The sequence below is a fragment of the Paenibacillus sp. FSL M7-0896 genome (genome assembly GCF_037975415.1).
In the GTDB taxonomy this organism is placed as follows: domain Bacteria; phylum Bacillota; class Bacilli; order Paenibacillales; family Paenibacillaceae; genus Paenibacillus_AQ; species Paenibacillus_AQ silagei.
In genome coordinates, this window is the sequence record NZ_CP150250.1 from 6765882 (window position 1) to 6790919 (window position 25038).

Annotated in this window: 26 protein-coding genes and 1 riboswitch; all 26 genes read right to left on the reverse strand. The window is 55.3% G+C overall.

All coding sequences use genetic code 11. The features are described 5' to 3' along the window. Nucleotide 1 precedes the first annotated feature (1 nt). The 26 genes from MKY12_RS29300 to MKY12_RS29425 all read right to left on the reverse strand — a co-directional run bounded on the left by MKY12_RS29300 (nucleotide 2) and on the right by MKY12_RS29425 (nucleotide 25038). Complete coding sequence (locus tag MKY12_RS29300; protein ID WP_036721725.1) at nucleotides 2–553, reverse strand: F0F1 ATP synthase subunit delta; 552 nt, start codon at nucleotides 551–553, stop codon at nucleotides 2–4. Further along, complete coding sequence (gene atpF, locus MKY12_RS29305; RefSeq protein ID WP_339311859.1) at nucleotides 550–1038, reverse strand: F0F1 ATP synthase subunit B; 489 nt, start codon at nucleotides 1036–1038, stop codon at nucleotides 550–552. Before atpF ends, MKY12_RS29300 begins: the two co-directional genes overlap by 4 nt. A gap of 97 nt (nucleotides 1039–1135) precedes the next feature. Next, nucleotides 1136–1348: a F0F1 ATP synthase subunit C gene (gene atpE, locus MKY12_RS29310; protein ID WP_036699216.1), complete on the reverse strand. Its 213-nt coding sequence runs from the start codon at nucleotides 1346–1348 to the stop codon at nucleotides 1136–1138. Between the two features lie 104 nt (nucleotides 1349–1452). Then, entirely contained in the window at nucleotides 1453–2220 is a 768-nt protein-coding gene (gene atpB, locus MKY12_RS29315; protein WP_036699217.1) for a F0F1 ATP synthase subunit A, read from the reverse strand. A gap of 29 nt (nucleotides 2221–2249) precedes the next feature. Then, nucleotides 2250–2627 carry an ATP synthase subunit I gene (locus tag MKY12_RS29320; protein ID WP_036699219.1) on the reverse strand — a complete coding sequence of 126 codons (378 nt, stop codon included), beginning with the start codon at nucleotides 2625–2627 and terminating at the stop codon, nucleotides 2250–2252. Beyond that, on the reverse strand, nucleotides 2620–2853 hold the full coding sequence (locus MKY12_RS29325) for an ATPase F0F1 (protein ID WP_076084545.1): 234 nt from the start codon (nucleotides 2851–2853) through the stop codon (nucleotides 2620–2622). The genes MKY12_RS29320 and MKY12_RS29325 overlap by 8 nt, the downstream gene beginning before the upstream one ends. A gap of 164 nt (nucleotides 2854–3017) precedes the next feature. Next, on the reverse strand, nucleotides 3018–4193 hold the full coding sequence (wecB, locus tag MKY12_RS29330; RefSeq protein ID WP_209868448.1) for a UDP-N-acetylglucosamine 2-epimerase (non-hydrolyzing): 1176 nt from the start codon (nucleotides 4191–4193) through the stop codon (nucleotides 3018–3020). A 74-nt stretch (nucleotides 4194–4267) separates the two neighbouring features. Then, nucleotides 4268–4897, reverse strand: coding sequence for a uracil phosphoribosyltransferase (gene upp / locus MKY12_RS29335; RefSeq protein WP_036721735.1), 630 nt, complete (start codon nucleotides 4895–4897; stop codon nucleotides 4268–4270). Between the two features lie 421 nt (nucleotides 4898–5318). Further along, nucleotides 5319–6566: a serine hydroxymethyltransferase gene (glyA, locus tag MKY12_RS29340; RefSeq protein ID WP_036721737.1), complete on the reverse strand. Its 1248-nt coding sequence runs from the start codon at nucleotides 6564–6566 to the stop codon at nucleotides 5319–5321. A gap of 58 nt (nucleotides 6567–6624) precedes the next feature. Next, on the reverse strand, nucleotides 6625–7230 hold the full coding sequence (locus tag MKY12_RS29345) for a TIGR01440 family protein (RefSeq protein ID WP_339315005.1): 606 nt from the start codon (nucleotides 7228–7230) through the stop codon (nucleotides 6625–6627). Nucleotides 7231–7367: 137 nt separating this feature from the next. After that, nucleotides 7368–7451, reverse strand: a riboswitch (ZMP/ZTP riboswitch). Between the two features lie 49 nt (nucleotides 7452–7500). Then, the gene (locus tag MKY12_RS29350; RefSeq protein WP_339311860.1) at nucleotides 7501–8088 is read right to left on the reverse strand and encodes a low molecular weight protein arginine phosphatase; all 588 of its coding nucleotides are present in this window, start codon (nucleotides 8086–8088) and stop codon (nucleotides 7501–7503) included. A 75-nt stretch (nucleotides 8089–8163) separates the two neighbouring features. Then, nucleotides 8164–8760: a manganese efflux pump gene (locus tag MKY12_RS29355; protein ID WP_235191729.1), complete on the reverse strand. Its 597-nt coding sequence runs from the start codon at nucleotides 8758–8760 to the stop codon at nucleotides 8164–8166. Between the two features lie 138 nt (nucleotides 8761–8898). Next, the gene (locus tag MKY12_RS29360) at nucleotides 8899–9048 is read right to left on the reverse strand and encodes a hypothetical protein (protein WP_339311862.1); all 150 of its coding nucleotides are present in this window, start codon (nucleotides 9046–9048) and stop codon (nucleotides 8899–8901) included. Nucleotides 9049–9126: 78 nt separating this feature from the next. After that, nucleotides 9127–10251: an L-threonylcarbamoyladenylate synthase gene (locus MKY12_RS29365; protein WP_339315007.1), complete on the reverse strand. Its 1125-nt coding sequence runs from the start codon at nucleotides 10249–10251 to the stop codon at nucleotides 9127–9129. A gap of 716 nt (nucleotides 10252–10967) precedes the next feature. Beyond that, nucleotides 10968–11759: a stage II sporulation protein R gene (gene spoIIR / locus MKY12_RS29370; protein WP_339251890.1), complete on the reverse strand. Its 792-nt coding sequence runs from the start codon at nucleotides 11757–11759 to the stop codon at nucleotides 10968–10970. 106 nt (nucleotides 11760–11865) lie between these two features. After that, entirely contained in the window at nucleotides 11866–13062 is a 1197-nt protein-coding gene (locus tag MKY12_RS29375) for an FtsW/RodA/SpoVE family cell cycle protein (RefSeq protein ID WP_339251892.1), read from the reverse strand. A gap of 286 nt (nucleotides 13063–13348) precedes the next feature. After that, nucleotides 13349–14542, reverse strand: coding sequence for an FtsW/RodA/SpoVE family cell cycle protein (locus tag MKY12_RS29380; protein WP_036721747.1), 1194 nt, complete (start codon nucleotides 14540–14542; stop codon nucleotides 13349–13351). Nucleotides 14543–14895: 353 nt separating this feature from the next. After that, nucleotides 14896–15960, reverse strand: coding sequence for a HemK/PrmC family methyltransferase (locus tag MKY12_RS29385; RefSeq protein ID WP_339311864.1), 1065 nt, complete (start codon nucleotides 15958–15960; stop codon nucleotides 14896–14898). 25 nt (nucleotides 15961–15985) lie between these two features. Then, nucleotides 15986–17053 (reverse strand): peptide chain release factor 1, encoded by a 1068-nt coding sequence (gene prfA, locus MKY12_RS29390; RefSeq protein ID WP_209868464.1) that lies wholly within the window; start codon nucleotides 17051–17053, stop codon nucleotides 15986–15988. Nucleotides 17054–17337: 284 nt separating this feature from the next. Beyond that, complete coding sequence (gene ychF, locus MKY12_RS29395; protein ID WP_036726185.1) at nucleotides 17338–18438, reverse strand: redox-regulated ATPase YchF; 1101 nt, start codon at nucleotides 18436–18438, stop codon at nucleotides 17338–17340. A 146-nt stretch (nucleotides 18439–18584) separates the two neighbouring features. Continuing rightward, entirely contained in the window at nucleotides 18585–19058 is a 474-nt protein-coding gene (locus MKY12_RS29400; protein ID WP_339251898.1) for a GNAT family N-acetyltransferase, read from the reverse strand. Between the two features lie 44 nt (nucleotides 19059–19102). Further along, on the reverse strand, nucleotides 19103–20248 hold the full coding sequence (fni, locus tag MKY12_RS29405; RefSeq protein ID WP_339251900.1) for a type 2 isopentenyl-diphosphate Delta-isomerase: 1146 nt from the start codon (nucleotides 20246–20248) through the stop codon (nucleotides 19103–19105). Between the two features lie 666 nt (nucleotides 20249–20914). Next, nucleotides 20915–22390 (reverse strand): phytoene desaturase family protein, encoded by a 1476-nt coding sequence (gene crtI, locus MKY12_RS29410; protein WP_339251902.1) that lies wholly within the window; start codon nucleotides 22388–22390, stop codon nucleotides 20915–20917. Beyond that, nucleotides 22387–23547: a glycosyltransferase family A protein gene (locus MKY12_RS29415; protein ID WP_339311865.1), complete on the reverse strand. Its 1161-nt coding sequence runs from the start codon at nucleotides 23545–23547 to the stop codon at nucleotides 22387–22389. The genes crtI and MKY12_RS29415 overlap by 4 nt, the downstream gene beginning before the upstream one ends. Then, on the reverse strand, nucleotides 23544–24284 hold the full coding sequence (locus MKY12_RS29420) for a lysophospholipid acyltransferase family protein (RefSeq protein ID WP_339311867.1): 741 nt from the start codon (nucleotides 24282–24284) through the stop codon (nucleotides 23544–23546). The genes MKY12_RS29415 and MKY12_RS29420 overlap by 4 nt, the downstream gene beginning before the upstream one ends. Continuing rightward, on the reverse strand, nucleotides 24253–25038 hold the full coding sequence (locus tag MKY12_RS29425; protein WP_339311868.1) for a carotenoid biosynthesis protein: 786 nt from the start codon (nucleotides 25036–25038) through the stop codon (nucleotides 24253–24255). Before MKY12_RS29425 ends, MKY12_RS29420 begins: the two co-directional genes overlap by 32 nt.

Below are 25038 nucleotides of genomic sequence, written 5' to 3' on the forward strand. Positions count from 1 at the left end.
CCTATCTTCTTTGCTTATCATTAAAGGATTTCTCAAGACGCGTAAGCTTACCGGCCAGACTTCCGTCATACAGCGTATCGCCGATGACGACCTTCAGTCCGCCGAGCAGGCTTGTATCGACAACATTGGTTACACGAATCTTACGGCCAGTAAGCTGGCTGAATTCAGCCGCAACACTGTCCTGTTCTGCCTGGTTCAGGGAATAAGCGGAATAGACAGTAGCGTAGCCAATGCCAAGGGCATCCCCTTCAATCTTGATATACTTAGCCAGCAGCTCTGCGAAAATATCGGTTCTGCCCCGCTTTACCAATAACTCAACAGTGTTCATTACGGCTTCCGAGACTTTACCTTGAAGTGTTCCGCGCAGCACATTCAGCTTGTCGGATTGCGAGATGCGGGGTGCCAGGATAAACCGTTTCACCTCTGCATCGTTATCAAGCACTTCAACGACTAACTTCAGCTGTTCCTCCACTTGAAGCGTAATGCCTTCATCCACCGCTACACTGTACAAGGCTTTGGCATAGCGCCCGGCAACTACCGTGTCGCGGCTCATGATCGGCCTCCTACCTCTTTGAGGTATTGATCAACAAGCTGTTCCTGTTCGCCGTCAGCTGCAACTTCCTTCTCAAGCAGCTTCGAGGCAATGCGGACCGAGGCTGTACCCAGCTCGCTGCGCAGCGCTTCTACCGCCTTGTTCTTCTCGTTCTCAATGTCACGGACCGCCTCGTCTTTCAGACGGCTTGCTTCCACGTGAGCCTGCTCAAGAATCTTGTCAACCTGGTTGTTGCTGGTAGCCTGGGACTGCTGAATGATAGCCTGTGCCTCTTGGCGTGCCTGCTGCAGGGCTTGCTTCTGCTCTTCTACATAAGCGACCGCCTGCTCTCTGGTCTTGGCTGCTTCATCCATTTGCTGCATCACCATTTCGCGGCGCTTCTCCATAATTCCGAACAACTTGCTGAAGGCAAATTTGCTGAGCAGGAAGTATAGAATTACGAAAGCAGCAATAGAAAACACTATATTTGTCCAAATGATATCCACTGAGGTCACTCCCTTCCGTTACCGCGGCTTGCGGACATATACAAAAGTAAGGCGCGGATGGCACTTGCCCTCCCCGCCAAACCGTAAAAACGGTTTATTAAGTAAACATGATCAGGAACGCGATAACTGTAGCGGCCAAAGGAATAACTTCCACGATACCTACACCGATAAACATTGTTGTCTGCAGTGCGTTACGTGCTTCCGGCTGACGGGCGATAGATTCCACCGTCTTGCTGACGATCATACCGTTACCCAGACCTGCGCCGAGTGCGCCCAAACCAACCGCGATTGCTGCTGCTAAAAATTCCATTTGTAAATATCCTCCTTTAATTTCGGTTCTTTTTGTAATGTCTTAATAATATAAAATCTCCCGCGAAGGTTTCCGGCACCTGCCGCTATCCTCACGGCAGCTTATTAATGCGCTTCTTCCTCGTGGATCGTCATCTGTGCGATGTAGACCATCGTCAGAATCGTAAAGATAAAGGCCTGAAGCGCCCCGACAAAGATACTGAAGCCCTGCCAGATGGCCAGGAACGGAATACTGAACAGTCCCAGCTTCAGAATGACGGTAATCAGAACCTCGCCGGCAAAAATGTTAGCGAATAGACGAATGGCAAGCGCCACTGGCTTCGCCAGGTTCTCAATGATGTTCAGCGGCAAGAAAATTGGAAACGGCTCAATATAATGTTTGAAATAATGCTTGCCGTTCAGCTTGATGCCTAAATAGTTCATGAGTACAAACACAACGATCGCAAGTCCTGCGGTTACGTTGATGTCTGCAGTCGGCGATTTGTACCACAGAATCTCAGCATGCGCGCCATCGGCCAGGTTCTTAGTTGCTTCGATAACATGTCCGAAGACTGTAACCGGACCATCGGCCTCTGTAATAACGGAAAACGGCAGACCAAGGAGATTGGAGACGAAGATAAACAGTATCAGCGTCAATCCCAGTGATATGTAAGGCTTTCCCTTCTTCAGATCCATGGCGCTGCTGATCAGTCCCTGTACAAATTCAACCACCCATTCCATGAAATTCTGGAGCTTGGACGGATTCTCAACCGACAGGTTGCGGACGGAGAGCATGACCAGTACGAACACTATCACCGAGCTGATTACCAGCATTAGCACAGCAGACAGGTCAATCGGTATTCCGCCAACATAGATTAAAGGCATTTCGTGCATAGTATCATCCCCCTTTCTCTTTAATATGGCTACAGCTTATTCTTGATTCCTAGATATATCCCCACGGGAATAGCCAGAAGCTGGGGGATGAACAGGCCGATAATCGTTGCCTCCAGCGAGAAATGTTCGTATTTGACTGAGAACATGGTCACCAGAATTCCAAAACTGATTCTTGTAGCAAAACCAAGGCTGAAGGAGCTTTTCCCTTGCTTCGCCACCGCTGCTGTCACTCTTCTGACCTTAAGGGCTAGATAACGGAAATTAACCAGTCCTGCCAGCAAGCCGAGTGTCATTCCCAGAGTAACTGCACGGGTCTCATGATGGAGAGCCCACCCCATTACCAATCCTGCCATAATGATTACTGTCACCCTGGTGACGATATTGATTACGGGAGTCATATTATCCATTTTGCTCCCCCAAAAAATTTTTGATTAGCAAAGCAACATTCACAACTCCGAGAATCAACCCGGTAATTGTTCCGATAGCCAGCCAAAAGGCAGGTCCGTCCATCAGATTGCGCAGCCACTTTGCCACAAAAAAGCCTATTACAATGTAAGCGGTGAGCAAGCTGCCCGCACCCCCGAGTACTAGAGCCGTACGCCCCAGTCCAGGCTCATTCTTTGGTTCCTTCATAGGCTACAATCCCAACTAATTTTACTGAATATCCAGACTCTTTGTCAATTCACAGAAAATTGCCCAAAATCGCATGAAAATATGAAAATAATCACAGCAAAATACACCAAAACCATATAAACCGTACAGTTTAACTGTATGCTGCTTTTATTAACCTTAGTATATTAGTTGTCTTGCTCTGTTTTATCATTTGTGAACATTGTGTGAAATTCTTCTGGACGTTCTTCAGCGGCTCCGAAATGGTGCAAAATCGCATTGACAATTCTCTCGGAGGCTTTGCCGTCTCCATACGGGTTGGCGGCCCGGCTCATCGACTGATACAGGTTCTGATCGGTCAAAAGAGCATGTGTCCGTTGATACACCTTCTCCTCGTCCGTTCCCACAAGCTCCAGTGTTCCGGCCTCGATCCCTTCCGGGCGCTCGGTTGTATCACGCAGCACAAGCACAGGAACTCCAAAGGAGGGAGCTTCCTCCTGCAGGCCGCCGGAATCGGTCAATATCAGGTGGGTATGCGGATAAAAGTTATGCAGGTCAACGACATCCAGCGGATCAATCAGCTTGATTCTAGGGTGTCCGCCGAGGATCTCATGCGCCGGTTCCTTGACTGCGGGACTCGGGTGCACGGGATACACAATGGCTACATCTTCAAATTCATCAGCGATTCTTTTGACTGCACGGAAAATATGACGGTGCGGTTCGCCTTGGGATTCTCTGCGGTGCGCCGTCATCAAAATAAGTCTTTTTCCTGAAGCAAAATCAAGGACCGGATGCCGGTAGTCCGGCTGTACGGTATATTGAAACACATCGGTTACGGTATTGCCTGTGATATAAATACTTGATTCTTTTTTGTTCTCGTGTCTCAGGTTGCCCGCTGACCAATGGGTCGGAGCAAAATGCAGATCAGCAAGCACGCCTGTCAGCTGACGGTTCATTTCTTCCGGATAAGGCGAAAGCTTGTTCCATGTCCGAAGACCTGCTTCCACATGCCCAACCTGAATCTGCTGCAGGAAAGACGCATAGCTGGCCAGGAAGGTGGTCAGGGTATCGCCATGTACAAGCACGAGGTCCGGCTTCACTTCGCGGAGCACCGGCTCCAGGCCTTCGAGCACCCGGATCGTGATCTCATTAAGCGTCTGGCGGTCCTTCATTACGTCCAGATCATAATCCGGGGTAATTTTGAACACCTCAAGCACCTGATCCAGCAGCTCCCGGTGCTGCGCAGTTACACAAACAATCGATTCAATCTGCTCAGGATGTCTGTTCAGCTCCAGAACCAGAGGCGCCATCTTGATTGCCTCGGGGCGCACTCCGAAAATCGTCATTACTTTAATTTTGGACATAAGCCCTTCCCTCTCTTCTGAAAACCGCGGTCTATTGGGTTCGTACTATTATTATCTGTTATTATCTGTGCTTTTTACTTGGTTCCGTACAGTCTGTCCCCGGCATCTCCGAGGCCCGGAACGATATATCCGTGATCATTCAAATGATCGTCAAGCGCTGCAACATAGATATCCACATCCGGATGAGCAGCTTGTACAGCCGCAACACCTTCCGGGGCAGCAATCAGGTTCATCATCTTGATCTGAGTGCAGCCGCGGTTCTTAAGCGAGGTAATCGCCGCAATGGCAGAGCCGCCTGTAGCCAGCATAGGATCGATTACGATCAGCTCACGTTCCTGGACATCCGTAGGAAGCTTAATGTAGTACTCCACCGGCTGCAGGGTGTCCGGATCACGGAACAGGCCTACATGACCTACCTTCGCCGCAGGAAGCAGCTTAAGAACACCTTCCAGCATGCCAAGACCGGCGCGCAGAATCGGAATCAGCCCGAGCATTCTTCCAGAAATCACCTTGCTCTGCGTTTCCTGCACTGGCGTCTGCACCGTAATGGTCTCCAGCGGGATATCACGTGTAATCTCATAAGCCATAAGTGTTGCTACTTCATCGACATGCTCCCTGAAGTCTTTTGTGTTGGTCCGCACATCGCGAATGAATGTCAATTTGTGCTGAATCAATGGATGATCGCAAATCACCAATTTTCCCATGTTGTCCCTCCGGTAATTGTAAGTCTTATTTATAGCCAAAGTAAGCGCTGTGCTTCTCAGGTGGCTAAATCCTATCTATTATATCATCACCAAGACTGCTTTTCACCTACAGATAGACGGATCCGCGAGTCCTCCCGCTTCCTGCAGACTCCCAGCCCATGGAAGCTTAAGTCAATATATCCACCTCTTTGGATATAAAACAAAGCTTAGTCTGTACGATTGAGCGCTTTTAATACTATTCACAGTTCTTTCACTACTTTTAATGAAAGTTCCATGAATTTTCATGTAACTTTCAGTATAATTCAAACGTTTTCCCGGCAGCCATTTGTGAACATTATGTAACAGCAACGCAGCAAATAAAAAGCCTTTGCGTACTTCCGGCGGAACCGGGTACGCAAAGGCGATTATTAGAGGACTCTGATTAATACTGCAATCCAGGGTAAATCGGATATTGTTCAGTCAGCTTGGCTACCTCACGGGCCGCCTGAGTCAAGTTAGCTTCATCCTGCGGATTCTTCAGGACAGCAGCAATAATCCGGCCGATTGTAACCATAGCCTGCTCATCCATACCGCGTGAAGTAACAGCCGGTGTGCCGATGCGGATACCGCTGGTTACGAATGGGCTAGTCGGGTCAAACGGAATCGCGTTCTTGTTGACTGTAATTCCGATGGAATCCAGTACCTTCTCAGCGACCTTGCCGGTAATGTTCAGGTTGCGGGTATCCAGCAGGATCAGATGGTTATCGGTTCCGCCGGATACAATATTAATACCTTCGCCAACAAGGGTCTCTGCCAGTACCTTGGCATTCTTAACTACGTTCTCGGCATAAGTCTTGAATGAAGGCTGCAGCGCCTCACCGAACGATACGGCTTTGGACGCAATCACATGCATCAAAGGTCCGCCCTGGGAACCAGGGAAGACTGCTTTATCAATCGCGGCAGCCCATGGCTGTCTGCACAGAATCATTCCGCCGCGCGGACCGCGCAGGGTTTTGTGCGTAGTTGTAGTCACGAAGTGGGCATGAGGAACCGGACTCGGGTGAAGACCGGCAGCTACCAGACCGGCAATATGGGCCATATCGACCATGAACAGAGCGCCCACATCATTCGCAATCGAACCGAGTGCGGCAAAATCAATCGTACGCGGATACGCGCTCGCACCGGCAACGATCATTTTGGGACGATGCTTGAAGGCGGCTTTGCGCACTTCATCATAATCGATCAGGAAGGAATCCTCTTGTACGCCATAAGCCACGAAGTTATACAGAATTCCGGAGGCATTCACCGGGCTGCCGTGGGTCAAATGGCCGCCATGCGCCAGATTCATACCCAGTACGGTATCGCCAGGGCTAAGGGCAGCAAGATATACAGCCATGTTAGCCTGTGCGCCGGAATGCGGCTGCACGTTGGCATGCTCTGCACCGAACAGCTCCTTGGCACGGTCACGGGCCAGGTTCTCTACGATATCCACATCTTCACAGCCGCCGTAGTAACGCTTGCCGGGATAACCTTCGGCGTATTTGTTGGTAAGCACGGAGCCCATGGCCTCCATGACGGCTTCACTTACAATATTCTCTGAGGCAATAAGTTCAATGTTCGCACGCTGGCGGCTCAGTTCGAGGCCCATCGCTTCCAGTACTGCCGGGTCACTTTTACGCAATTGTTCCATGTTTCTAATTTCCTCCCTGTAACTCTGATTTATGTGGTATTAGTTAAAACCTCTCACTTCAGTCACAATTCACGGAACCGCTAGTCTCAGGCGTGCGGTACACGGCCCGTTCCCCGCCGATCAGCGGCGGTCTGCTCCATGCGGCATTTACCCGGGCAGCCCCGATATACCGCAGGCTAGGCCGGTAAGGTACGGCAATCCGGCGCAGATGCATGCCAATCAGGGTCTCCCCGATATCTATACCGGCATGAGCTTCAATCGTCTCTGCCAGTACCGGATCTGTCATGGACTGGTAGGCCGCAGCAGCCATGGAGCCTCCGGCTCCCGGAATGGGCACAGCCGACACCTCTCTAAGGCGAAGGGATTCCAGCAGAGCGCGTTCCATCACCAGCGAACGGTTCAAATGCTCGCAGCATTGATAGACCGGGTAAAAACCAAATTCATCCGCAATCTGCGTAATCCCCTCCAGCAGCTGCCGCGCAACCTCCAGCGCACCGCCTGTCCCAATCCGCTTCCCCGCCACTTCGCTTGTGCTGGCTCCGACGACCAGGATCTTCCCCGGACCGAGCTGGCCCGCTACTGCAAGTTCACGCGTTACCGCAGCAGTGGCTGCGGCCAAAGAAAGCTCCCCGCCGCCCGTTAGCTGCTGCTCTGCAGCTGCCATACCGGATAAGCGGTCATCCCCTGACTTCTGCTTCAGGACTTCCTCCATCTTACCGCCCCCTTCAACCGTTTCTGATTTCCATGGAGATGCAACTTTTAAACAAAAAAGAGCAGTCCGCAGGTTGAACTGCGGATGTGCTCTTTTGCCCAGGCGACCGGCCGTTTATTCCAGGTGCTCCATCGTGGTTTCATCCACACTTGTCGCCAGTTACACCGGAACCGGATCATATTTATTACATCTTAAGGGATAGTCAGCAAAAAATCAACCACTTCAAAGCCGTCTCAGCGATTCAAGCTTATCGAGCAGACTGTACAGCGCCGTACGGATCTCGGCAGCCGCCAGCTCGTAATCTTCACGAGAGCCGCCGAACGGATCACTGATATCGAAGCTGGGGATACGCTGGCGGATCTCAATCATCCGCTGCATAGCCGCAGCATCCGGCTCGGTGCCCAGGGCCAGATTCAGCTCCGCATCTGCATACAAGCTGTCCAGCTCCCGGATATCGGCGTTCACGGATTCCTGCGTCTGGACATACTCCTTAAGGGTATGGGTCTTGTTAACAGCGTCAGGAAAATATTGCAGCAAGTGCCGCTTATGCGCTCCTGTCAGGGTAAGGATCAGATCGGCCCAAGCCACTGCCTCCCCGTTCAGCTGTGAGGATACGATGCGGTCCTGAATCCCTTCATCCTGCAGAATGCCCGCAGCATGTCTGGATATGGAAGTACCCGGGACAGCAGAAACTCCGGCAGACCGCACCTCCACATGAATGCCCCGCTCCTTCGCAAGCTTCCGCAGAAGCCCTTCGGCCATGGGACTACGGCAGGTATTACCTGTGCAGACAAATAAAATATGCAGCAACCTTTCCACCTCCGGTAAACATTATAATTTCGGTATTAAGCAAGCATAAAAATTATGGGTATTGCCGTTATTGTATCAAAAGATGAACATCAAGCCAAACGCCAGGAGAATGGCTCCGCCCAGCGCTTCCCCGTACTCTCCGAGGCCCCGGCTCACCCGCCTGCCCAGCAGCAGCCCTGTAATGGACATAACACCGCCACAGGCACCGAAGGCCAGCACGGTTAGAATAATACTATTCACAAACATCCCAAGCGAAACCCCGACCGAGAAAGAATCCACACTTACACTGAGCGAAATCAGCAGCATGCCCCACACTGTCCGGTGATCCATCTGCCGGCTGCTGCCGCCGTCGTCCTGACGGAAGGAGTTGAACACCATATGTCCGCCCAGCAGAACAAGCAGGCCTCCGGCAGCATAGGTGGTAACCTGTCCCAGCAAATGCCCGACATAGCTGCCTGTGAACAAGCCCAGCAGCGGCATCAGCACATGAAAAAAAGCAATCAGCAGACTAAGCTGCAGCACATGCAGCAGACGGATGCCCCTCATCCCGATGCCCACGCCAAGCGAGAACGCATCCATCCCCAGCGCAACTGCCATAATGGCCACTGTTACTATCTGGCCCCAGCCTCCATGTATTCCGCCCCAGCCCCCATACATTCCGTCCCAGCCCATGAATAACCCTCCACCCTGAGTCCGTAAGTTCTTGTACAACAACGATATGCGGACAAGATGGTATTCATGACTGTGGGGTGGATGGCAGGGCGGGGGCGAAGGGCCATAGCCTGCGTAAAATCAGGTGTATCCGAATATTCATTTTCCAAATTTATCGAAGTATTCCTTTGCCTTTTTGAGGATGGCCAACTCTTCCTCCATCTCGGCCAACTGCCGATCGCGTTCCTTCAGTTGCCGTTCAAGCTCTCTGAGTTTGTCCTGATCGGCCTCCTGATCCTTTCCACTCATAGCAGCACCTCCACGTTAATCTTATAAGTTCCAGTCTTAGAAGGAGGATATGGTCCATACCATCCTAACAGCAACTGACTACCCGGCGTCGATCACTGATTCTCCAGCGGCTTTCATCAGCCGGTTCATGATGGCTGCGCCGAGGCCCTTGACCGGGCAGGCCTCGGCTAGAATGTACGTGGCCCCCGCTTCATCGAAGCGCCGCAAGGCGGCATACAGGAAGCGGGCGGCCTCCTCCGGCGAGGACAGCGAGCCGAGAGACACCGTGCAGGCGGCCGGGTCGGCGGGATACAGGGCCCTATGCTCCTCGAAGAGGAGCAGGCCCGTGATCTCGCCCGCCCGCTGCGCCGCCTGCAGCAGCCCTGCGGCGGTCTCCGCCACGCGCTGCGCGGAGGAGCCGCGTACGATGCCAAGCGCGCCGCGCGGGGCATAGTGCGTGTACTTCATGCCCGGCGCGCGCGGCGCCGGGCTGTTGACTGCGGCCGCCTGCGCAGCAGCGCCGGCTTCGCCGCCGCCGGGCACGGCTGCCGGCGGCACAGGCACGGACCCGCCGCCGGATGCACCGGCAGGCGTGTCCGCCCCGGCGGCCGGCTCCGCTGCGGCCGCTTCAGTGCCGGTCACCGCCGCGAGCTGCTCGGCGGTGATGCCCCCGGGACGGAGCACGGCTACCGTCCCGTCCGGCTGCACCTGCACCACGGTCGACTCCAGGCCGACCCCGGCCGCGCCGCCGTCCAGAACCCCGCCGATATATCCGGCGAGGTCTTCCAGCACATGGGCGGCCAGCGTCGGACTCGGCCGCCCGGAGCGGTTGGCGCTAGGCGCAGCAACCGGACAATCCGCCGCGCGCAGCAGCGCAAGCGCCACCGGATGATCCGGCATGCGTACCCCAACCGTGTCCAGGCCCGCCGTCACCAGCGGCGAGAGGACGCCGGGACGCACCGGCAGCACCAGCGTCAGCGGGCCGGGCCAGAACGCATCGATCAGTGCCTCGGCCACCGGATGCACCTCCGTCACCAGGCGACCGAGATCCTCCCGCCGGGCAATATGCACGATCAGCGGGTTATCGGAGGGACGGCCTTTGGCTGCGAATACCGCTTCTACCGCTGCTGTGTTCCGCGCATCTGCGCCCAGCCCGTACACCGTCTCCGTCGGAAAGGCCACCGTCTCCCCGCTCCGCAGCAGCGTTGCCGCTTCCGAGATCATGCCCAGGTCCCTCGTGCTCACCGGCAAACCGTCAGAACTCTCCGTTCCGCCATCCGTTCCCTCCTTGCCGGAAGCAAGGCTCCAGTACAGGGTGGATTCTATATGACCGCTGCGGCGCTGGGCCGCGAACGGTGAATGCTGATCTTCTGTCATCTATCATCACTAGCTTTCTGAATTGAATTATTACGCAAGTGAAAACGGCTTTTGCCGTCCTTTTTAAGGACGGTACCGTTTCAGCGAGAAAGATAAGGATAATTATAGCGCGAAGCATATAGATTCTTATCTTTGAACAAAATCATCCGACCGGATGAATGGGATTACCTGCGCGTCAGCACAATGTATGCTGTTTTTCACATACATTCCGTCCATGCGCTGTGCGTCAGCACAATGTATGCTGTTTTCCACATACATTTGGCCCATGCGCCTGCGTGTGAGCACAATGTATGCTGTTTTTGGCATACATTCGGCCCATGCGCTGCGCGTCAGCACAATGTATGCTGTTTTCCACATACATTTGGCCCATATGCCTGTACCAGCCGATTGTGCTCGGTTTTAGACACCTTGTCCACAACAGGAGGAAACTATAGTTTCCTCTACACTCAAAAACGGCCCCCTCAGGTGGAGCCGCCTCTGCTCAAGTTCTGCAATCATCGTACCATATCCGGCGCAAAAACTGTAGAATCCAATCCGCGTCGACACTATCCTTCTCAGGATATTCAGGCGAACAGCCCGCAGATCCAGCTCCAGATATTCTTCAGCAGCTCCCACACGAAGAACTTCACCTTCGGTGTCTCAGCAGCATCACCTGAACTTCCTGCCTTGTTAGCAGAATCCGAGAGACTGGATACTGCCCCTTGCGCTGTTCCATCCGCCGCCTTCACCTTCGCACCGTCTTCCGAAGCCTTGGCTGAGACCTTAGCCGCATCCTTGGCCCCCGCCTTCGCAGCAGCCGGTTCCGCAGCCGCAGCATCCCCGGTTCCTGCATCGATGAAGCAGAGCGGCGGAAACAGCACACACCACCAGTTCTGCCCTTTGCCTGCTCCAAGCGTGACCCGTACGGCCTCGTATTCTCCGGCTGGGTAGACCCGTCCGCCATACATTTTGGTCGGAAAAGGAACCGTGCCCAGCTCCACCTGATAGCCGTATTCAATCCCGCGCTGCGCCAGTTCTCTGCCCACCAGCTCATTCAGCTCCGGCAGATGATTACGGATCAGGGCACGGGCCTGCTCCAGACTCTGCGGATCTTCCAGCCCGGCCACCCACTGATTAATCTGCTCCACGATCCGGTCACGAATCTGGCGCTTGACCAGCTGATCCCCGGTGCCGTCCGAATTCGCCAGAATACGCAGGCGGATCGACTCCTGCGGGATGGATACCTCTGCTACGGCGGCATCGCTTTTTTGCCCTTCCCAGGCCATCATCAGAATCATAAAAAAACAAATTAAAATGGCAGTATACTTAAAGGTAATCCGCAGGGAATCCCCTCGCTCCAGCTTATAATCCTCCATCTTCCGCAGCCCCTCTCCCTCTGAACCTCTTATGTTCCCAGTATGTCCAGGAATGAGAGACTGCAAACCTATTAATCTATGATTTATGAAGTAGAGACGCCAACACCTAGTTTTTGGACAAAAGAGATTTGCCCTTCGCCTCCGGCTGCGGCAGCGGAAGATCATCCTCCACATCCTGCCCGTAGAGCCTTACGCTCATCGCAATCCCCATACAGGCCATATTAATCAGCAGCGAGGTTCCGCCGTAGCTGATGAACGGCAGGGTAATGCCGGTCAGCGGCATCAGTCCGGTCATCGCACCGATATTCTCCAGAATCTGATACAGCAGCATCGCCACAATCCCGACAATCAGGAGCGGCCCGCCACGGTCCCTGCATTCTAGGGCAATCAGGATTAATCTGTGGATCAGGATAAAAAAGAGCATCAGCAGCGCCGCTGCGCCCAGGAAGCCGAACTCTTCCCCAATCTGCACAAAAATCGATTCCGAATACAGATATGGCACACGGTTGCTCTGTACGGAGCTGCCCTGCAAATAGCCTTCTCCCTTAAGGCCCCCGGAGCCAATCGCCGTCTGGGCATTTTTCGTCTGATAGCTCGCCGTGCTGCTCGCCATCTCAGGCACGAGCCAAGGATCAAACCGGCTGACGAAGTGATCCCGTCCCAGCGTTTTTTCAATGAAATCCACTGTCTGTTCGTGATAGTTGATATAGCACAGGATGAAGCCCAGAATCGCTCCGCCCGCGACAACTAGACCGATCAGCGCATGCGAGAATTTGATACGCCCAATCCATAGCAAGCCAAGCAGGATTACGATATAACTAAGTGCATTGCCCAGGTCATTCTGGACGATGACCAGCGCGCATGGCATGAATGCAATCAGACCCAGCGGCACGACATCGCGCCAGAACTGGAGCCGGGTTTTATTTTTACGGACAAGCATGGTCGTCAGAAAAATAATCAGAATCAGCTTAAACAGCTCCGCCGGCTGAATGCTTAAATCTCCAATACCGATCCAGCCCTGGGCGCCATTCTTCACCTTGCCGAAAAAGCTGACCGACAGCAGAATCCCGATCCCGGCGATGTAAATGTAGAGTCCATAACGCACCAGCAGGCGGTAATCGAACAGGGTAATCAGGATAAAGGCGATAAAGCCCAGCGTATAATATTTCAGCATGGTGATATGCATACCATCCAAGCCGTCTCTTCCGTGAGTCACACTGTAAATGGAGAAGATACAGATCCCCATCAGCACAATCAAAATAAGCACAATGCTGCCGTCTATTCTTTTGATTCTCTGCAACATAAGGATATACCCCTCAACCTCTCCGGATTAGGAATCCGCCCGCTACACCCAGCCCAGGCTTCAACCCACTAATTTCCATTGTAATTCAATTGGGAGCATTTATTCAATTTTTCTATTTCTGCATAGCTGATCCACTACGCCCTCCTCCTAAGTATGTCAGCCCAGGTGGAAACGGATTTGCCATCCATTTGCAAAAAAATACCGGAACCCTTCGTAAACGAAGAATTCCGGTATGGATGAAGCATCCCGCTTCCCTAAATGCGCGGGCTTTATTATTCTTAATTAGTTAACTTCTCTTGGCGGAAGCCGGGGAAGAATACAGCGCAGGACTCGGCAGATCCTCCTCCACCTCTTGCCCATGCAGACGCACGCTCATTACAAGCCCTATGCTCGCCATATTGATCAGCAGTGAGGTTCCCCCGAAGCTGATAAACGGCAGCGTAATCCCGGTCAGCGGCATCAGGCCCAGGAAAGCCCCGATATTCTCAAAAATCTGGTACAGCAGCATCGCCACCACCCCGACGATCAGGAACGGCCCGCCCCTGTCCTTGCACTCCAGTGCAATCAGTATCATCCGGTGAATGAGGATAAAATACAGCAGCAGCACCAGCGCCGATCCGACAAAGCCGTATTCCTCCGCAATCTGGACAAAAATGGAGTCCGAATAGGTGTACGGTACACGGTCGGTCTGTACCGAGCTGCCCGTCATATAGCCTTCACCGCTCATTCCGCCGGAAGCGATGGCCATTTTGGCATTCTTCGTATGGTAGATCGCCTTGGCTGTCGCCTTATCCGGCACCAGCCACGGGTCGAAGCGCTCGATCCAGTGAGATCGTTTGATATCTACCAGGAAATCCTTAATTTCATCGTGATAATGAATATAGCTCATAATTCCGGCAGCCGCAGAGCCGCCTATAACCAGCAGTCCGATTAGCGCATGGGTGAACTTAATATTGCCGATCCACAGGAGACCGATCAGAATAACGATGTACGAGAGCGCATTCCCCAGGTCATTCTGGCTGATTACGATGACAAACGGCATGAGACTGAATAATCCCAGCGGAACCACATCACGCCAGAACAGCAGCTTATTTTTATTTTTGCGGACAAGCACAGCTGCCAGGAACAGAATCAGAATCAGCTTGAACAGCTCCGCCGGCTGAAGACTGAAGCTGTTGCCGAACTTGATCCATCCCTGTGCGCCGTTCTGCTCTGTGCCCACGAAGCTGACCAGGATCAGAATGCCAATCCCCGTGATGTACACATATAACGCATATTTTACAAGCAGGCGATAATCCACGAACGTCAGCCCGATAAAGGCAACAAAGCCCACGATATAGAATTTGATCATCTTAATATGCGACCCGTCCAGCCTCTCACGCCCGTGGGTCACACTGTATATGGAGAAAATGCTGACCACCATCAGCAGCACAAGAATCACCAGGATGACGCCGTCAATCTTCTTAATCTTCTGAAGCATATTCTGTCTCCTTACTCAGTACTGGTTCTTCCCGTTCTTGTCTCCCGGCAGCCGCCCAGGCAGAAGTTCCGTCACCTCTATTGTAAAGGAAGGGACCGCCTAAATACAATTTCCATCGTTTGGGGGTACTCTGTCAGACGAACAGCCGGGCCGCCTCCCCTCCAGCGGACTGAGCGGACCTTATTCGCTGCAAAAGCACCTTCCCGGAAATTATGCGGACAGAGAGGACGCTATTCGTTCAGTTGGTTGCTCAAACAGGCTTGTTTACAGGTAATAAGGTCTTCTCAGTCCACAAGAGTTGGTCATTTCGCGTTATTTGAGCAAATAGCGTCTTCTCAGTCCGTTCCCCGTCCTCACCGTGCTATCCCGAGCACATGCCGGGGAATCCCGGCGAGATCATCGATGGTGATGATCTCGTCCCAATGTCCGGCTGCCCGCAGCAGTCCGGCCACCTGCTCGGCCTGCCCCTGGCCGAGCTCAAAGCCGACCAGGCGCGGCGGAGCCGGGAGCAGCGGCAGCTGCTCCATCATGCGGCGGTACGGGTCCAGCCCGTCCCCGCCGCCGTCCAGTGCCGTGCGCGGCTCATGGTCGCGCACCTCGCGCTGCAGCCCGGCGATGTCGCCGCCGGGGATGTACGGCGGGTTGGAGACGAGAATATCCGTCTCCAGCCCCGCGAACGGCTCGAGCAGATCGCCGAGCCGCAGGTCCACCGCCGTGCCGTGCCGCTGCGCATTGCGCCGGGCCACGGCCAGCGCGCTGGGCGAGATATCGCCGGCGCAGACCCGCCACGCCGGCGCTTCCGCCGCCAGCGTGACGGAGATGGCTCCGCTGCCGGCGCCGATATCGACGGCGGTCAGCGGCCGTGCGGCGCCGGCTGCGCCCGCGCCGCTCACCCGGCGGGCTGCGTTGCGGCCCGCCCCGCTGTGGGCGGCTGCTTCATCCGCAGCCGCCATAGTTCCCGGTGCGGCTTCGCCCCGCACCACTCCAGCCTCACCGCCCGCAGTTGTCCACTGCTCGTCTCCTTCAACTTCACGTGCGGCTTCGTCCCGCACCCCCGCCAGACCGTCCGGCCACAGCTCCGCGCCGTACTTCAGGATCGCCTCGACGAGCAGCTCCGTCTCCGGGCGGGGGATCAGTACATCGGGCGTGACCTCGAAGGCCCGTCCGTAGAACTCTTGCTCGCGGGTGATGTATTGCACCGGTTCTCCCGCCGCCCGGCGGGTCACCAGCGCTTCCCATTCGGCCTTGAGAACCGGCGGGAACGGATCAGCCAGCGCCATATAATAAGCCGCCCCGGACAAGCCCAGCACATGCTCCAGCAGGAGCTGGCTGCTGCGCTGCGGCTCCGTAAGGCCGTGTCCGGCCAAAAAAGAAGAAGCCTCCGCAAAGGCTTCCCGGATGCTTTGCAATTCCGACATGACGTAAGAGTCGTGTTTCAAAGCATTATTCTCCTTTTTCCATCAATTCTGCTTGTTCCGCAATCGACAGTGCCGAGATAATCTCGGTAATATCCCCGTTCATCACCTGATCCAGACGGTGGAGGGTTAAGCCGATCCGGTGATCCGTCACACGGCTCTGCGGGAAGTTGTAGGTGCGGATACGCTCACTGCGGTCACCGGTTCCCACCTTGCTTTTACGTTCTCCGGAGTACTTCGCTTCCTCTTCCTGACGCTTCAGATCCGAGATCCGGGTACGCAGCACCTTCAGCGCCTTATCCTTGTTGGAGTTCTGGGACTTGCCGTCCTGGCAGGTAGCCACGATCCCCGTAGGTACATGGGTTACACGTACTGCTGATTTGGTCGTGTTAACGGACTGTCCGCCCGCGCCGCTCGAACAGAAGGTATCGACACGGATATCCTTGTCATGAATCTCGATTTCGAAATCTTCCGCTTCCGGCATTACAGCAACCGTAGAGGTAGACGTATGGATACGTCCGCCGGATTCTGTGGTAGGTATACGCTGCACACGGTGTGCGCCGCTTTCGAATTTCATTTTGCTGTAAGCGCCGCGCCCGTTAATCAGGAAGATCACTTCCTTGAAGCCGCCGAGATCATTCGTGTTCACATCCATCAGCTCTACGCGCCAGCCTTGAGTATCGGCATAACGGGTATACATCCGGTAGAGGTCAGAGGCGAACAAGGCCGCTTCGTCCCCGCCGGCTGCGCCGCGGATTTCTACGATTACGTTCTTATCGTCGTTAGGGTCCTTAGGCAGCAGGAGCAGACGAATCTTCTCCTCAAGAATGGCCTGACGCTCGGACAGGTCATCGATCTCCATCTTGACCATTTCTTTCATTTCATCATCAAGCTTCTCGGCCTGCATCATCTTCGCGGCTTCAAGCTCTTCCATTACGTTCTTATATTCGCTATACGCCTCGAAGGCGGGCTGCAAGTCGGATTGTTCTTTGGAATAGTCCCTCAGTTTCTTACTGTCGCTTGCAACATCCGGGTCACATAGCAGTTCACTGAGTTTCTCATAGCGGTCCGCCAGGGATTGCAATCGGTCCAACAAGGGAATTCACCTCTCCTGATTCAAATTCTTCGTTCATTATTACTTTAAATTGTTGCTACAACTGAAGTAGATATACGACTTTATATTATACCACCACAAGCCTCAATTGGCTACAGCACATACGGCGGGCCGGGGATTTTTTTAAATTTTGATTCTATATGATCTTATGATGTTGAGCCTCCGGCCAGCTTATACACCGGCACCGAGTCCGAATGACGAAAAGAAACCATCCAGCAAGCAAACCTCTACTCCTGAATGGCCTCTCTATAACAAGCGAAAAGTATCTATACGTTGAACCGGAAATGCATAACGTCGCCGTCCTGCACCAGATATTCCTTACCTTCCAGACGCAGCTGCCCGCGTTCCTTGGCACCGTTCATTGAACCTGCCGCCACCAGATCGGTATAAGCTACAACCTCCGCCCGGATAAAACCGCGCTCGAAGTCCGTATGAATCACGCCCGCTGCTCCAGGGGCCTTAGTGCCCTTGCGGATAGTCCAGGCACGAACCTCTTGAACGCCCGCAGTGAAATAAGTGTACAGACCCAGCAGCTTGTAAGCCGCTTTGATCAGACGGTTAAGCCCAGATTCCTGCAGACCCAGCTCCTCCAGGAACATCGCCTTGTCTTCGCCTTCCAGCTCTGCAATCTCCGCTTCCACCTTGGCACTAATCGGCACGACTTCAGCGTTCTCGGCTGCTGCGAATTCACGGACCTGCTGCACATAAGGATTCTCCTCGGCAGTCGCCACTTCATCCTCGCCCACATTCGCCGCATACAGCACGGGCTTCAGGGTGAGCAGGTGAAGATCACGCACGATCTGGCGCTCATCGTCAGACAATTCCAGACTGCGTGCAGGCTGGTCCTGATACAGGGCTTCCTTCACACGCTCCAGGACTTCTACTTCCTGGGCGTATTTCTTGTCGCCGCCCTTGATGTTTTTGCGGGAACGCTCGATCCGCTTCTCCACGCTCTCCAGGTCAGCCAGAATCAGCTCCAGGTTAATCGTCTGGATGTCGCTGATCGGATTCACCTTGCCGTCTACATGGGTCACGTTCTCATCGACGAAGCAGCGCACCACATGAACAATGGCATCCACCTCGCGGATATGGGCCAGGAACTTGTTGCCCAGGCCTTCGCCCTTGCTCGCACCGCGCACCAGTCCGGCAATGTCGACGAATTCAAAAGCGGTCGGAACCGTCTTGTTCGGCTGTACCAGCTCCACCAGCTTATCCAGACGTTCGTCCGGCACTTCTACAACCCCGACGTTCGGGTCGATGGTGCAGAATGGATAGTTGGCGGATTCTGCGCCCGCTTGTGTAATTGCATTGAATAATGTCGATTTGCCTACGTTGGGAAGTCCAACGATACCTGCTTTCAAAGCCATTTATATGACAACTCCTATTTTCGGTTGGTTTGATCACCGCATGAAATACCGAACTGATCTCAAACCATTATATATTAGAACAAATTCTCCAGCAACAGCAGAAGTCAAGCGGACAGCAAAATACCCCGCAAAGGGGTCTGCCTTACCTATAGGGTTTTGGACATTGTGATGTCTGTAACCTGGAAGCCCATTTTCTTGTATAGCCCGAAGGCGCGTTCGTTATGCCCGAAGACATGCAGGCCGATCTTGACCGCCTTCAGCTTCCGGGCTTCTTCATCCAACAAGAGTAGTGTCTGCTTGCCATAGCCCCGGCCCTGGAACGGCTCAAAGATATAAATGTCATAAATGAACGCCTCCCGCACCCCGCCGTTCTCGCTCACGTTGAACCAGAGATAACCGGCCCCAGTCCCCGAAGCGTCCTCTACTACCGAATAGAAATAAGCTCCCGCCGTATTGAGGCCTTGCGGCAGGTAGCGATTCATCGATTCCTGGGCCTGCGCTAACGCTGTATCTGCATCCCAGGCTCCGGCTTGTACTTTCTCTTCTGCGTAGTCGCGGGTAGATTGCTTCAAGAACGACTGAAACGCAGATTCGTCCATCGGGACCAATGTAATCGTCATTTGGATACCTTCCTTCGGTTCTGATTATAAAAGCAAGCCTGGCGTTAGCGCCGGACCAGACGGGGCGTTCCACGCAGTGCGGCAAGGTCCGGTGCGCCGATACCGAACATCACCGTCCGCAGCTCCAGCTCTACCTGGGCCAGCGCCTGATCCAGCGCCTCCTCGGAGCTGACGGCCGCACCCAGCAGCCCCCGTCCGAAGCCCGCCAGATCGGCGCCAAGGGCCAGCGCCTTGGCGGCATCGACGCCGTGCTTCAGCCCGCCGCTGCCGATCAATGCCCCGCGCGGGGAGACCGCACGGACCTCGGCAATGCACTCCGCCGTGGGAATGCCCCAGTCCGCGAAGGCCTCCGCAGCCGCACGCCGTACCGGGTCGATGCTGCGGAACTTCTCTACTTGGCTCCATGAAGTGCCGCCAGCCCCGGCTACATCAATGAAGGCAGCGCCAGCCTGATAAAGCCGGGCGGCGGTATCGCCGTCAATCCCCCAGCCGACCTCCTTGATCCCCACTGGAATCTCAAGGCTCCGGCATAATGCCTCTATCCGCTGCAGCAGGGAACCGAAGCCAGTGTCACCCTCGGGCTGGAATACCTCCTGCAGCCCGTTCAGATGGAGAACCAGCCAATCGGCTCCGGCAATCTCAACCGCCCGGCGGCATTCTTCTACCCCGAAGCCGTAAGCGAGCTGCACGGCTCCGACATTGGCAATGACCGGAATCGTGGGTGCATTGGCCCGCACATGGAAGGTAGCAGCCAGCTCCGCACGTTCTACAGCCGCGCGCACCGAGCCGACGCCAAGCGCCCAGCCCCGGCGCTCCGCCGCTTCGGCCAGCCGCTCATTGATCTTCCCTGTAGCCGCGCTTCCCCCGGTCATAGAGCTGATCAGCAGCGGGGTACGCAGCGTACGGCCTAAGAACTCAGTACCCAGTGAGATGGTATCGTAATCCAGCTCCGGCAGCGCGTTATGGCGGAACCGGTACTGCTCGAACCCGGTTGTAATTCCGTTACCGGCCACATCTTCATTCAGGCAGAGCCTTACATGCTCAATCTTCCGTTCTCCAGTTCTGGAGTCGGGCAGCAGAGATTTATGTCCGGCATGGCCTGAGCCTGCTGCCTCCTGACCTGGCTGGGGCCCTGTTCCTGAGGGCTTCACAGCGCTCTGCGGCACACCGTTTCGCGGCATATCATTCATGCTGTCTTCCTCCGTTTCTGCTTTACTATTCTCAAACTATAACAACATCACCCTACGGAGAATGTATGCTGTTTTTCGCACACATTCGGCCATGCGCCTGCCTGGGAGCACGATGTATGCTGTTTTCAACATACATTCGGCCCATGCGCCTGCGTGCGAGCACTATGTATGCTGTTTTCCACATACAGTTGGCCCATGCGCCTGCGTGCGAGTACAATGTATGCTGTTTTTCACATACATTCGGCCATACGCCTGCCTGTGAGCACAATGTATGCTGTTTTCCACATACATTTGGGCCATACGCCTGCGTGCGAGCACAATGTATGCTGTTTTTCACATACATTCGGCCTTACGCCTGCCTGCGAGCACAATGTATACTGTTTTCCACATACATTCGGCCCATGCGCCTGCGTGCGAGCAAGATGTATACTGTTTTCCACATACATTCGGCCATACGCCTGCGTGCGAGCACTATGTATGCTGTTTTCCACATACATTCAGCAACAAAGACACTCTACGAGTTATTCAAGGACTGGTGCCGCCCCTAAAAGGCGGCGAAACCGTCTCCACTTGCAATATATCCCGCTCCACAATTACCTTCCATTATAGCACAACTATTGCACAACCCCGCTCGGCAACTGAACGCGCTGGCGGGGTCCTCACTCTTCATACATGGCTTGCAATATATTCGCCCACCAGCCTGCCGGACAAGGACACCACAGGGGTTCCCCCGCCGGGATGCGTGGTTCCGCCCACATACCACAGTCCCTTAACATCGCTGGAACGGTTGCCCGGGCGGGAGAAGGTCTGCTTCACCGTATTGGAGGAAATCCCGTAAATGGCCCCCTGATGTGCCAGCGTATCGCGGGCGATATCCTGCGGGGTGTAACGCTCCAGCACATCTGCGGACGACAGCCCTCTCACACCGTGACTCTCCAGTACAGAAATCACCCGCTCCCCGTACGCATCCCTCTCCTCACTCCAGTCACAGGCCGGGCTCAGATAAGGCGCATTAGCCAGAATGAACAGGTTGCTGCCGCCCGCAGGCGCCAGCTCAGGCTCGGAATAACCGGAATGGCATACATACACTGTCGGCTGCTGCGGCGGACGCTTATGCTCGAAGATATCCTTGAATTCCTGCTCGTAGTTCTCCGGGAAAAACACCGTATGATGCAGCAGCGCATCATACGTGCGCGGCACACCCGCCAGCGTTACCAGCCCCGACAGGGAGGGTTCGTAGGCTTCAATCTTGCGGTCCGTCATTCCAGGACGAACCGCTTCCGGCAGCAGCATCCGGTTGATGCTCAGGACATCGCCACCGGCAATCACGGTCTTGGCCGGGTAGAAGCCCTGCGCCGTATCCACACCTTCCACCGCACCGGAGACTACGGAAATCCCCGTCACCTCTGTGCCTGTGATCAGCCGTACGCCCAGATTACGGGCGAGTGAAGACAGACCGCTGATTAATTCATAGGTGCCGCCCTTCACCCCGTATACGCCTTCCTGAATCTCCAGATGACCAAGCATGGCGAAGATGGAGGGGGAGCGATACGGCGATGATCCGACATAGGTGGCGTAGCGGCCCAGCATAGCCAGCGTATTCGGGTGGCTGAAGTAGCGGAGCAGCAAGCTATGCAGGCTGAGAAAAGGCCTTACGCGCACCAGATCCCGCACAAGGGAAGGCGAGAGCTTATCCCTCCAGGATAGCAGCAGCCTGTTCAGGAACTGCTTCTCGCTGAGCTGATACAGCCGCGAGGCTTCCTCCAGAAACTCCGGGAGCCGCGCAGCATCCGCCGGGCTGTAAGAGGCCATCTGCTCCTGCATTCGCCCGGTATCCCTTGAGAAATCGACAACCCTGCCGTCTGCGAAGACATTGCGGGTGCGCGGCTCCAGCTCATAGAGCTGGACATAATCCTCCATGCGGGCTCCCGCAAGCTCATAGAGCGAGCGGAAGACATGGGGCATCGTAATTGTACTCGGGCCGCGGTCGAAGGTGTAGCCCCCCGCCTTCACACGCTGCAGCTTGCCGCCCGGCTGCTGCTGGCGTTCCAGCACAGTGACTTCCCAGCCCGCCGCGGCAAGGGTGACCGCACAGGACAACCCCCCGAATCCGGCGCCTATGATGACTGCCTTCGGTTTCATCCATAACGCCTTCCTTTCCATTCATAGCCTGCGCGCGTGCGGCTTCCGCGCCAGGACGCCACAGCAATCAGCGACAGGCAGAGTACACTCGCCGGGAGTAGGAGACAGAACCAGAACGGCTGCCGACCGGCAGCATCGCTGGTCCGTTTCACGGCCAGACCGGCAAACAGCGCAGCAGCGGGCCAGAGGGCCACACTGGGCTGTGCGCTTAGGGCATAGTACAGAACGGCGGCGGCCGGTGCCACGTACAGCGACAGATATGCAATAAGCACACCCAGCAGCAGCAGCGGGCTGCGGCCGATGCCGGCATAGATATTCTTCCGGTAGCCATTCCATACTTGCCGGGCATTGTGATACATCCGCATGAACACCTGCTCCGTAACATCCATGAGCGCCACCGTTCCGCCCGACCGCTTCACGGCGCGGGCCAGCGCCATGTCATCCACCAGCTCGCTGCGGATGGCATCATGCCCGCCGCAGCTGTCGTAACTGTCCCGGTGAATCAGGATGAAACCCCCATGCGCCGCAACAAACCGCGGATCTCTGGAGCCGCGGACCAGCGGAATGGGCAGGTGGCAGATGATGGTGAAGACCATCAGGGGAACAACCAGCCGCTCCAGCCAGGTTCCGGTCATCTGCCGGGGGAAGCCGGTAATCATGCCGCCGCCCGCTGCTTCAGCAGCAGAAAGCGCCGCCTGAAGCGCCCCGTGCTGAAGACGGACATCTGCGTCCAGGAACAGCAGCCAGTCTCCGCTTGCCGCTTCTGCAAGCTGAGCGCAGGCATGGGACTTGCCCAGCCAGCCCTCCGGCAGCTCTCTTCCCTTCAGAACGCGTACTCCGCTGCCCGCTGCTGCGGCAATAGCCCCCGTTCCGTCAGTTGATGAATCATCCAGTACAATAATCTCCACCCCGATTCCGCCAGTGTTTGAGGCCAGTACGGAGGAGAGGCAGTCCCCAATATTATCCGCTTCATTCCGGGCGGGGATCAGTACCGATAAGCTCAAGGCCCGTGAGGATGCCGTTGCTTTTGCTGGCAGCGCCTTCGCCACTCTTGTACCGACCGCTGCCCCCAGCTTGGGGAGCTGCGCTGCATTCCATATTGCGAACAATAGCTGGAGCAGCACAACACCGGTTACAACCTGAAAGAATACGTTCATCCTCTCCCACCGCCCGGCCGCAGCAGGTCAAGCCATTCATTGGTAGATCTACCCCGGCGGAGCAGCGGCCTGAATTCATCCGGCATATAGCCTTGATGGTTAAGCACTCTGCTGCGGTGGGACTCCAGTTGTCCGCCAAGAACAGTCTCCAGCGTAAGGGCTACCCTTGAGCGGTCCATCTCCGCCCAAGGGAGCAGCAGCGGCGCACCGGCCAGCAGCGTAGCCTCCGGCTTCGTATGCCGGAACAGGCCATGGTATAGCGTCACTGGGACTACGGCCGTCTGCGGACTGAGCCGCAGCGCCAGGGCCGCCCCTTCCTTCAGGCTCAACGGCCGGTGCTCCAGCGGCCGGATTTCCCCTTCAGGATACATCCAGACGCTCTCTCCCGCCTGCAGCAGCCCGGCTGTATACCGCAGCGAAGCCCGCGCATCCCCTGGACTTCCAGGGTTAATGGAATACGCGCCAAGCTTTCTGAAGAAGGCATACTTCCGGAGCTGCTCCTCTTCCATCATGAAATAATGACGCTTCCCCGGCAGCTTCCCTGCGGCGTGATAGGCCAGCAGGCCGTCCCACCACGAGCTGTGATTCATGAGGTAGAGAATCCCCCGCCCGGCAGCGGCAGCGGGCTGAAGCTCTCCGCTGATTCCAATGAAGTGGAAATGTCTGCGCAGCAGGTACAAGGAATTATAACGGGAGAATAACCAGTCAAATTTTCCCGATGGAACGGCTTCCAGCATAGCGTAGACTCCCTTCGGCCAAAGCGGTGCCTGCTCCGGCGATCACCGCGCAGGCAGGCAATCCCTCTGTCAGGCTGATCAGGCCGAACAGGATCAGGATCGCCTGATACAGGCGGGTGCCCCGGCGGGCAGCCAGGCGGGTGAACGGCACAGTCGGGAGCAGCATAGACAAGGCAGCGCCTGCAATCAGCCAGCCGCCGAAATTGCTCCAGGGCACCTGATAGAAGCCCCCGCCGCCCTCCCAATGCCAGAAGTTCCTGGCATGGGCAACAGGATCGAGCACCAGATCCATCAGGACCGTCCAGAAGCCTACCTGCAAGGCCCGCAGCAGCAGAAGCCGGAGGCCGCGCTGTCCGAAATCATGGCTGATCAGCACGGCATTACACACAACAGCAATCCAGGCGAAGCCCAGGGTAACCGGCACACCAAATAATAAAGGCCCGAGAATAGTAGAATAATTATAATCCCCAAACAACCGGCCGGAATGCACGCCTACCCATTCGACGGCCATTCCGCCTAACCAGATAAGAGCCGCAGCATACCAGAATCGCTTGGTCATCCGGCCTCCTGAAGAATTGACTGACCAGTCAGACATGAAGGGTTTGAATTGCCCCTTGATTAATAAGTCCAGCCCGTAGACCCCATAGAATACGAGAAATAATCCGTTAGAGAACTTCAGACTATCCGGAATTCCGAACACGATCAGCAGCAGCGCTCCGATGGTATACCAGATCCAAAAAAGGGTTCGGACCAT

What these genes read in the sequence shown, in the direction of transcription:
- MKY12_RS29300 (WP_036721725.1), bottom strand. Translation starts at nt 553, where the DNA reads ATGAGCCGCGACACGGTAGTTGCCGGGCGCTATGCCAAAGCCTTGTAC.
- atpE (WP_036699216.1), bottom strand. Translation starts at nt 1,348, where the DNA reads ATGGAATTTTTAGCAGCAGCAATCGCGGTTGGTTTGGGCGCACTCGGC.
- atpB (WP_036699217.1), bottom strand. Translation starts at nt 2,220, where the DNA reads ATGCACGAAATGCCTTTAATCTATGTTGGCGGAATACCGATTGACCTG.
- MKY12_RS29320 (WP_036699219.1), bottom strand. Translation starts at nt 2,627, where the DNA reads ATGGATAATATGACTCCCGTAATCAATATCGTCACCAGGGTGACAGTA.
- MKY12_RS29325 (WP_076084545.1), bottom strand. Translation starts at nt 2,853, where the DNA reads ATGAAGGAACCAAAGAATGAGCCTGGACTGGGGCGTACGGCTCTAGTA.
- wecB (WP_209868448.1), bottom strand. Translation starts at nt 4,193, where the DNA reads ATGTCCAAAATTAAAGTAATGACGATTTTCGGAGTGCGCCCCGAGGCA.
- upp (WP_036721735.1), bottom strand. Translation starts at nt 4,897, where the DNA reads ATGGGAAAATTGGTGATTTGCGATCATCCATTGATTCAGCACAAATTG.
- glyA (WP_036721737.1), bottom strand. Translation starts at nt 6,566, where the DNA reads ATGGAACAATTGCGTAAAAGTGACCCGGCAGTACTGGAAGCGATGGGC.
- MKY12_RS29345 (WP_339315005.1), bottom strand. Translation starts at nt 7,230, where the DNA reads ATGGCAGCTGCAGAGCAGCAGCTAACGGGCGGCGGGGAGCTTTCTTTG.
- MKY12_RS29355 (WP_235191729.1), bottom strand. Translation starts at nt 8,760, where the DNA reads ATGGGCTGGGACGGAATGTATGGGGGCTGGGGCGGAATACATGGAGGC.
- MKY12_RS29360 (WP_339311862.1), bottom strand. Translation starts at nt 9,048, where the DNA reads ATGAGTGGAAAGGATCAGGAGGCCGATCAGGACAAACTCAGAGAGCTT.
- MKY12_RS29365 (WP_339315007.1), bottom strand. Translation starts at nt 10,251, where the DNA reads ATGATCTCGGAAGCGGCAACGCTGCTGCGGAGCGGGGAGACGGTGGCC.
- spoIIR (WP_339251890.1), bottom strand. Translation starts at nt 11,759, where the DNA reads ATGGAGGATTATAAGCTGGAGCGAGGGGATTCCCTGCGGATTACCTTT.
- MKY12_RS29375 (WP_339251892.1), bottom strand. Translation starts at nt 13,062, where the DNA reads ATGTTGCAGAGAATCAAAAGAATAGACGGCAGCATTGTGCTTATTTTG.
- MKY12_RS29380 (WP_036721747.1), bottom strand. Translation starts at nt 14,542, where the DNA reads ATGCTTCAGAAGATTAAGAAGATTGACGGCGTCATCCTGGTGATTCTT.
- MKY12_RS29385 (WP_339311864.1), bottom strand. Translation starts at nt 15,960, where the DNA reads ATGTCGGAATTGCAAAGCATCCGGGAAGCCTTTGCGGAGGCTTCTTCT.
- ychF (WP_036726185.1), bottom strand. Translation starts at nt 18,438, where the DNA reads ATGGCTTTGAAAGCAGGTATCGTTGGACTTCCCAACGTAGGCAAATCG.
- MKY12_RS29400 (WP_339251898.1), bottom strand. Translation starts at nt 19,058, where the DNA reads ATGACGATTACATTGGTCCCGATGGACGAATCTGCGTTTCAGTCGTTC.
- fni (WP_339251900.1), bottom strand. Translation starts at nt 20,248, where the DNA reads ATGAATGATATGCCGCGAAACGGTGTGCCGCAGAGCGCTGTGAAGCCC.
- crtI (WP_339251902.1), bottom strand. Translation starts at nt 22,390, where the DNA reads ATGAAACCGAAGGCAGTCATCATAGGCGCCGGATTCGGGGGGTTGTCC.
- MKY12_RS29415 (WP_339311865.1), bottom strand. Translation starts at nt 23,547, where the DNA reads ATGAACGTATTCTTTCAGGTTGTAACCGGTGTTGTGCTGCTCCAGCTA.
- MKY12_RS29420 (WP_339311867.1), bottom strand. Translation starts at nt 24,284, where the DNA reads ATGCTGGAAGCCGTTCCATCGGGAAAATTTGACTGGTTATTCTCCCGT.
- MKY12_RS29425 (WP_339311868.1), bottom strand. Translation starts at nt 25,038, where the DNA reads ATGGTCCGAACCCTTTTTTGGATCTGGTATACCATCGGAGCGCTGCTG.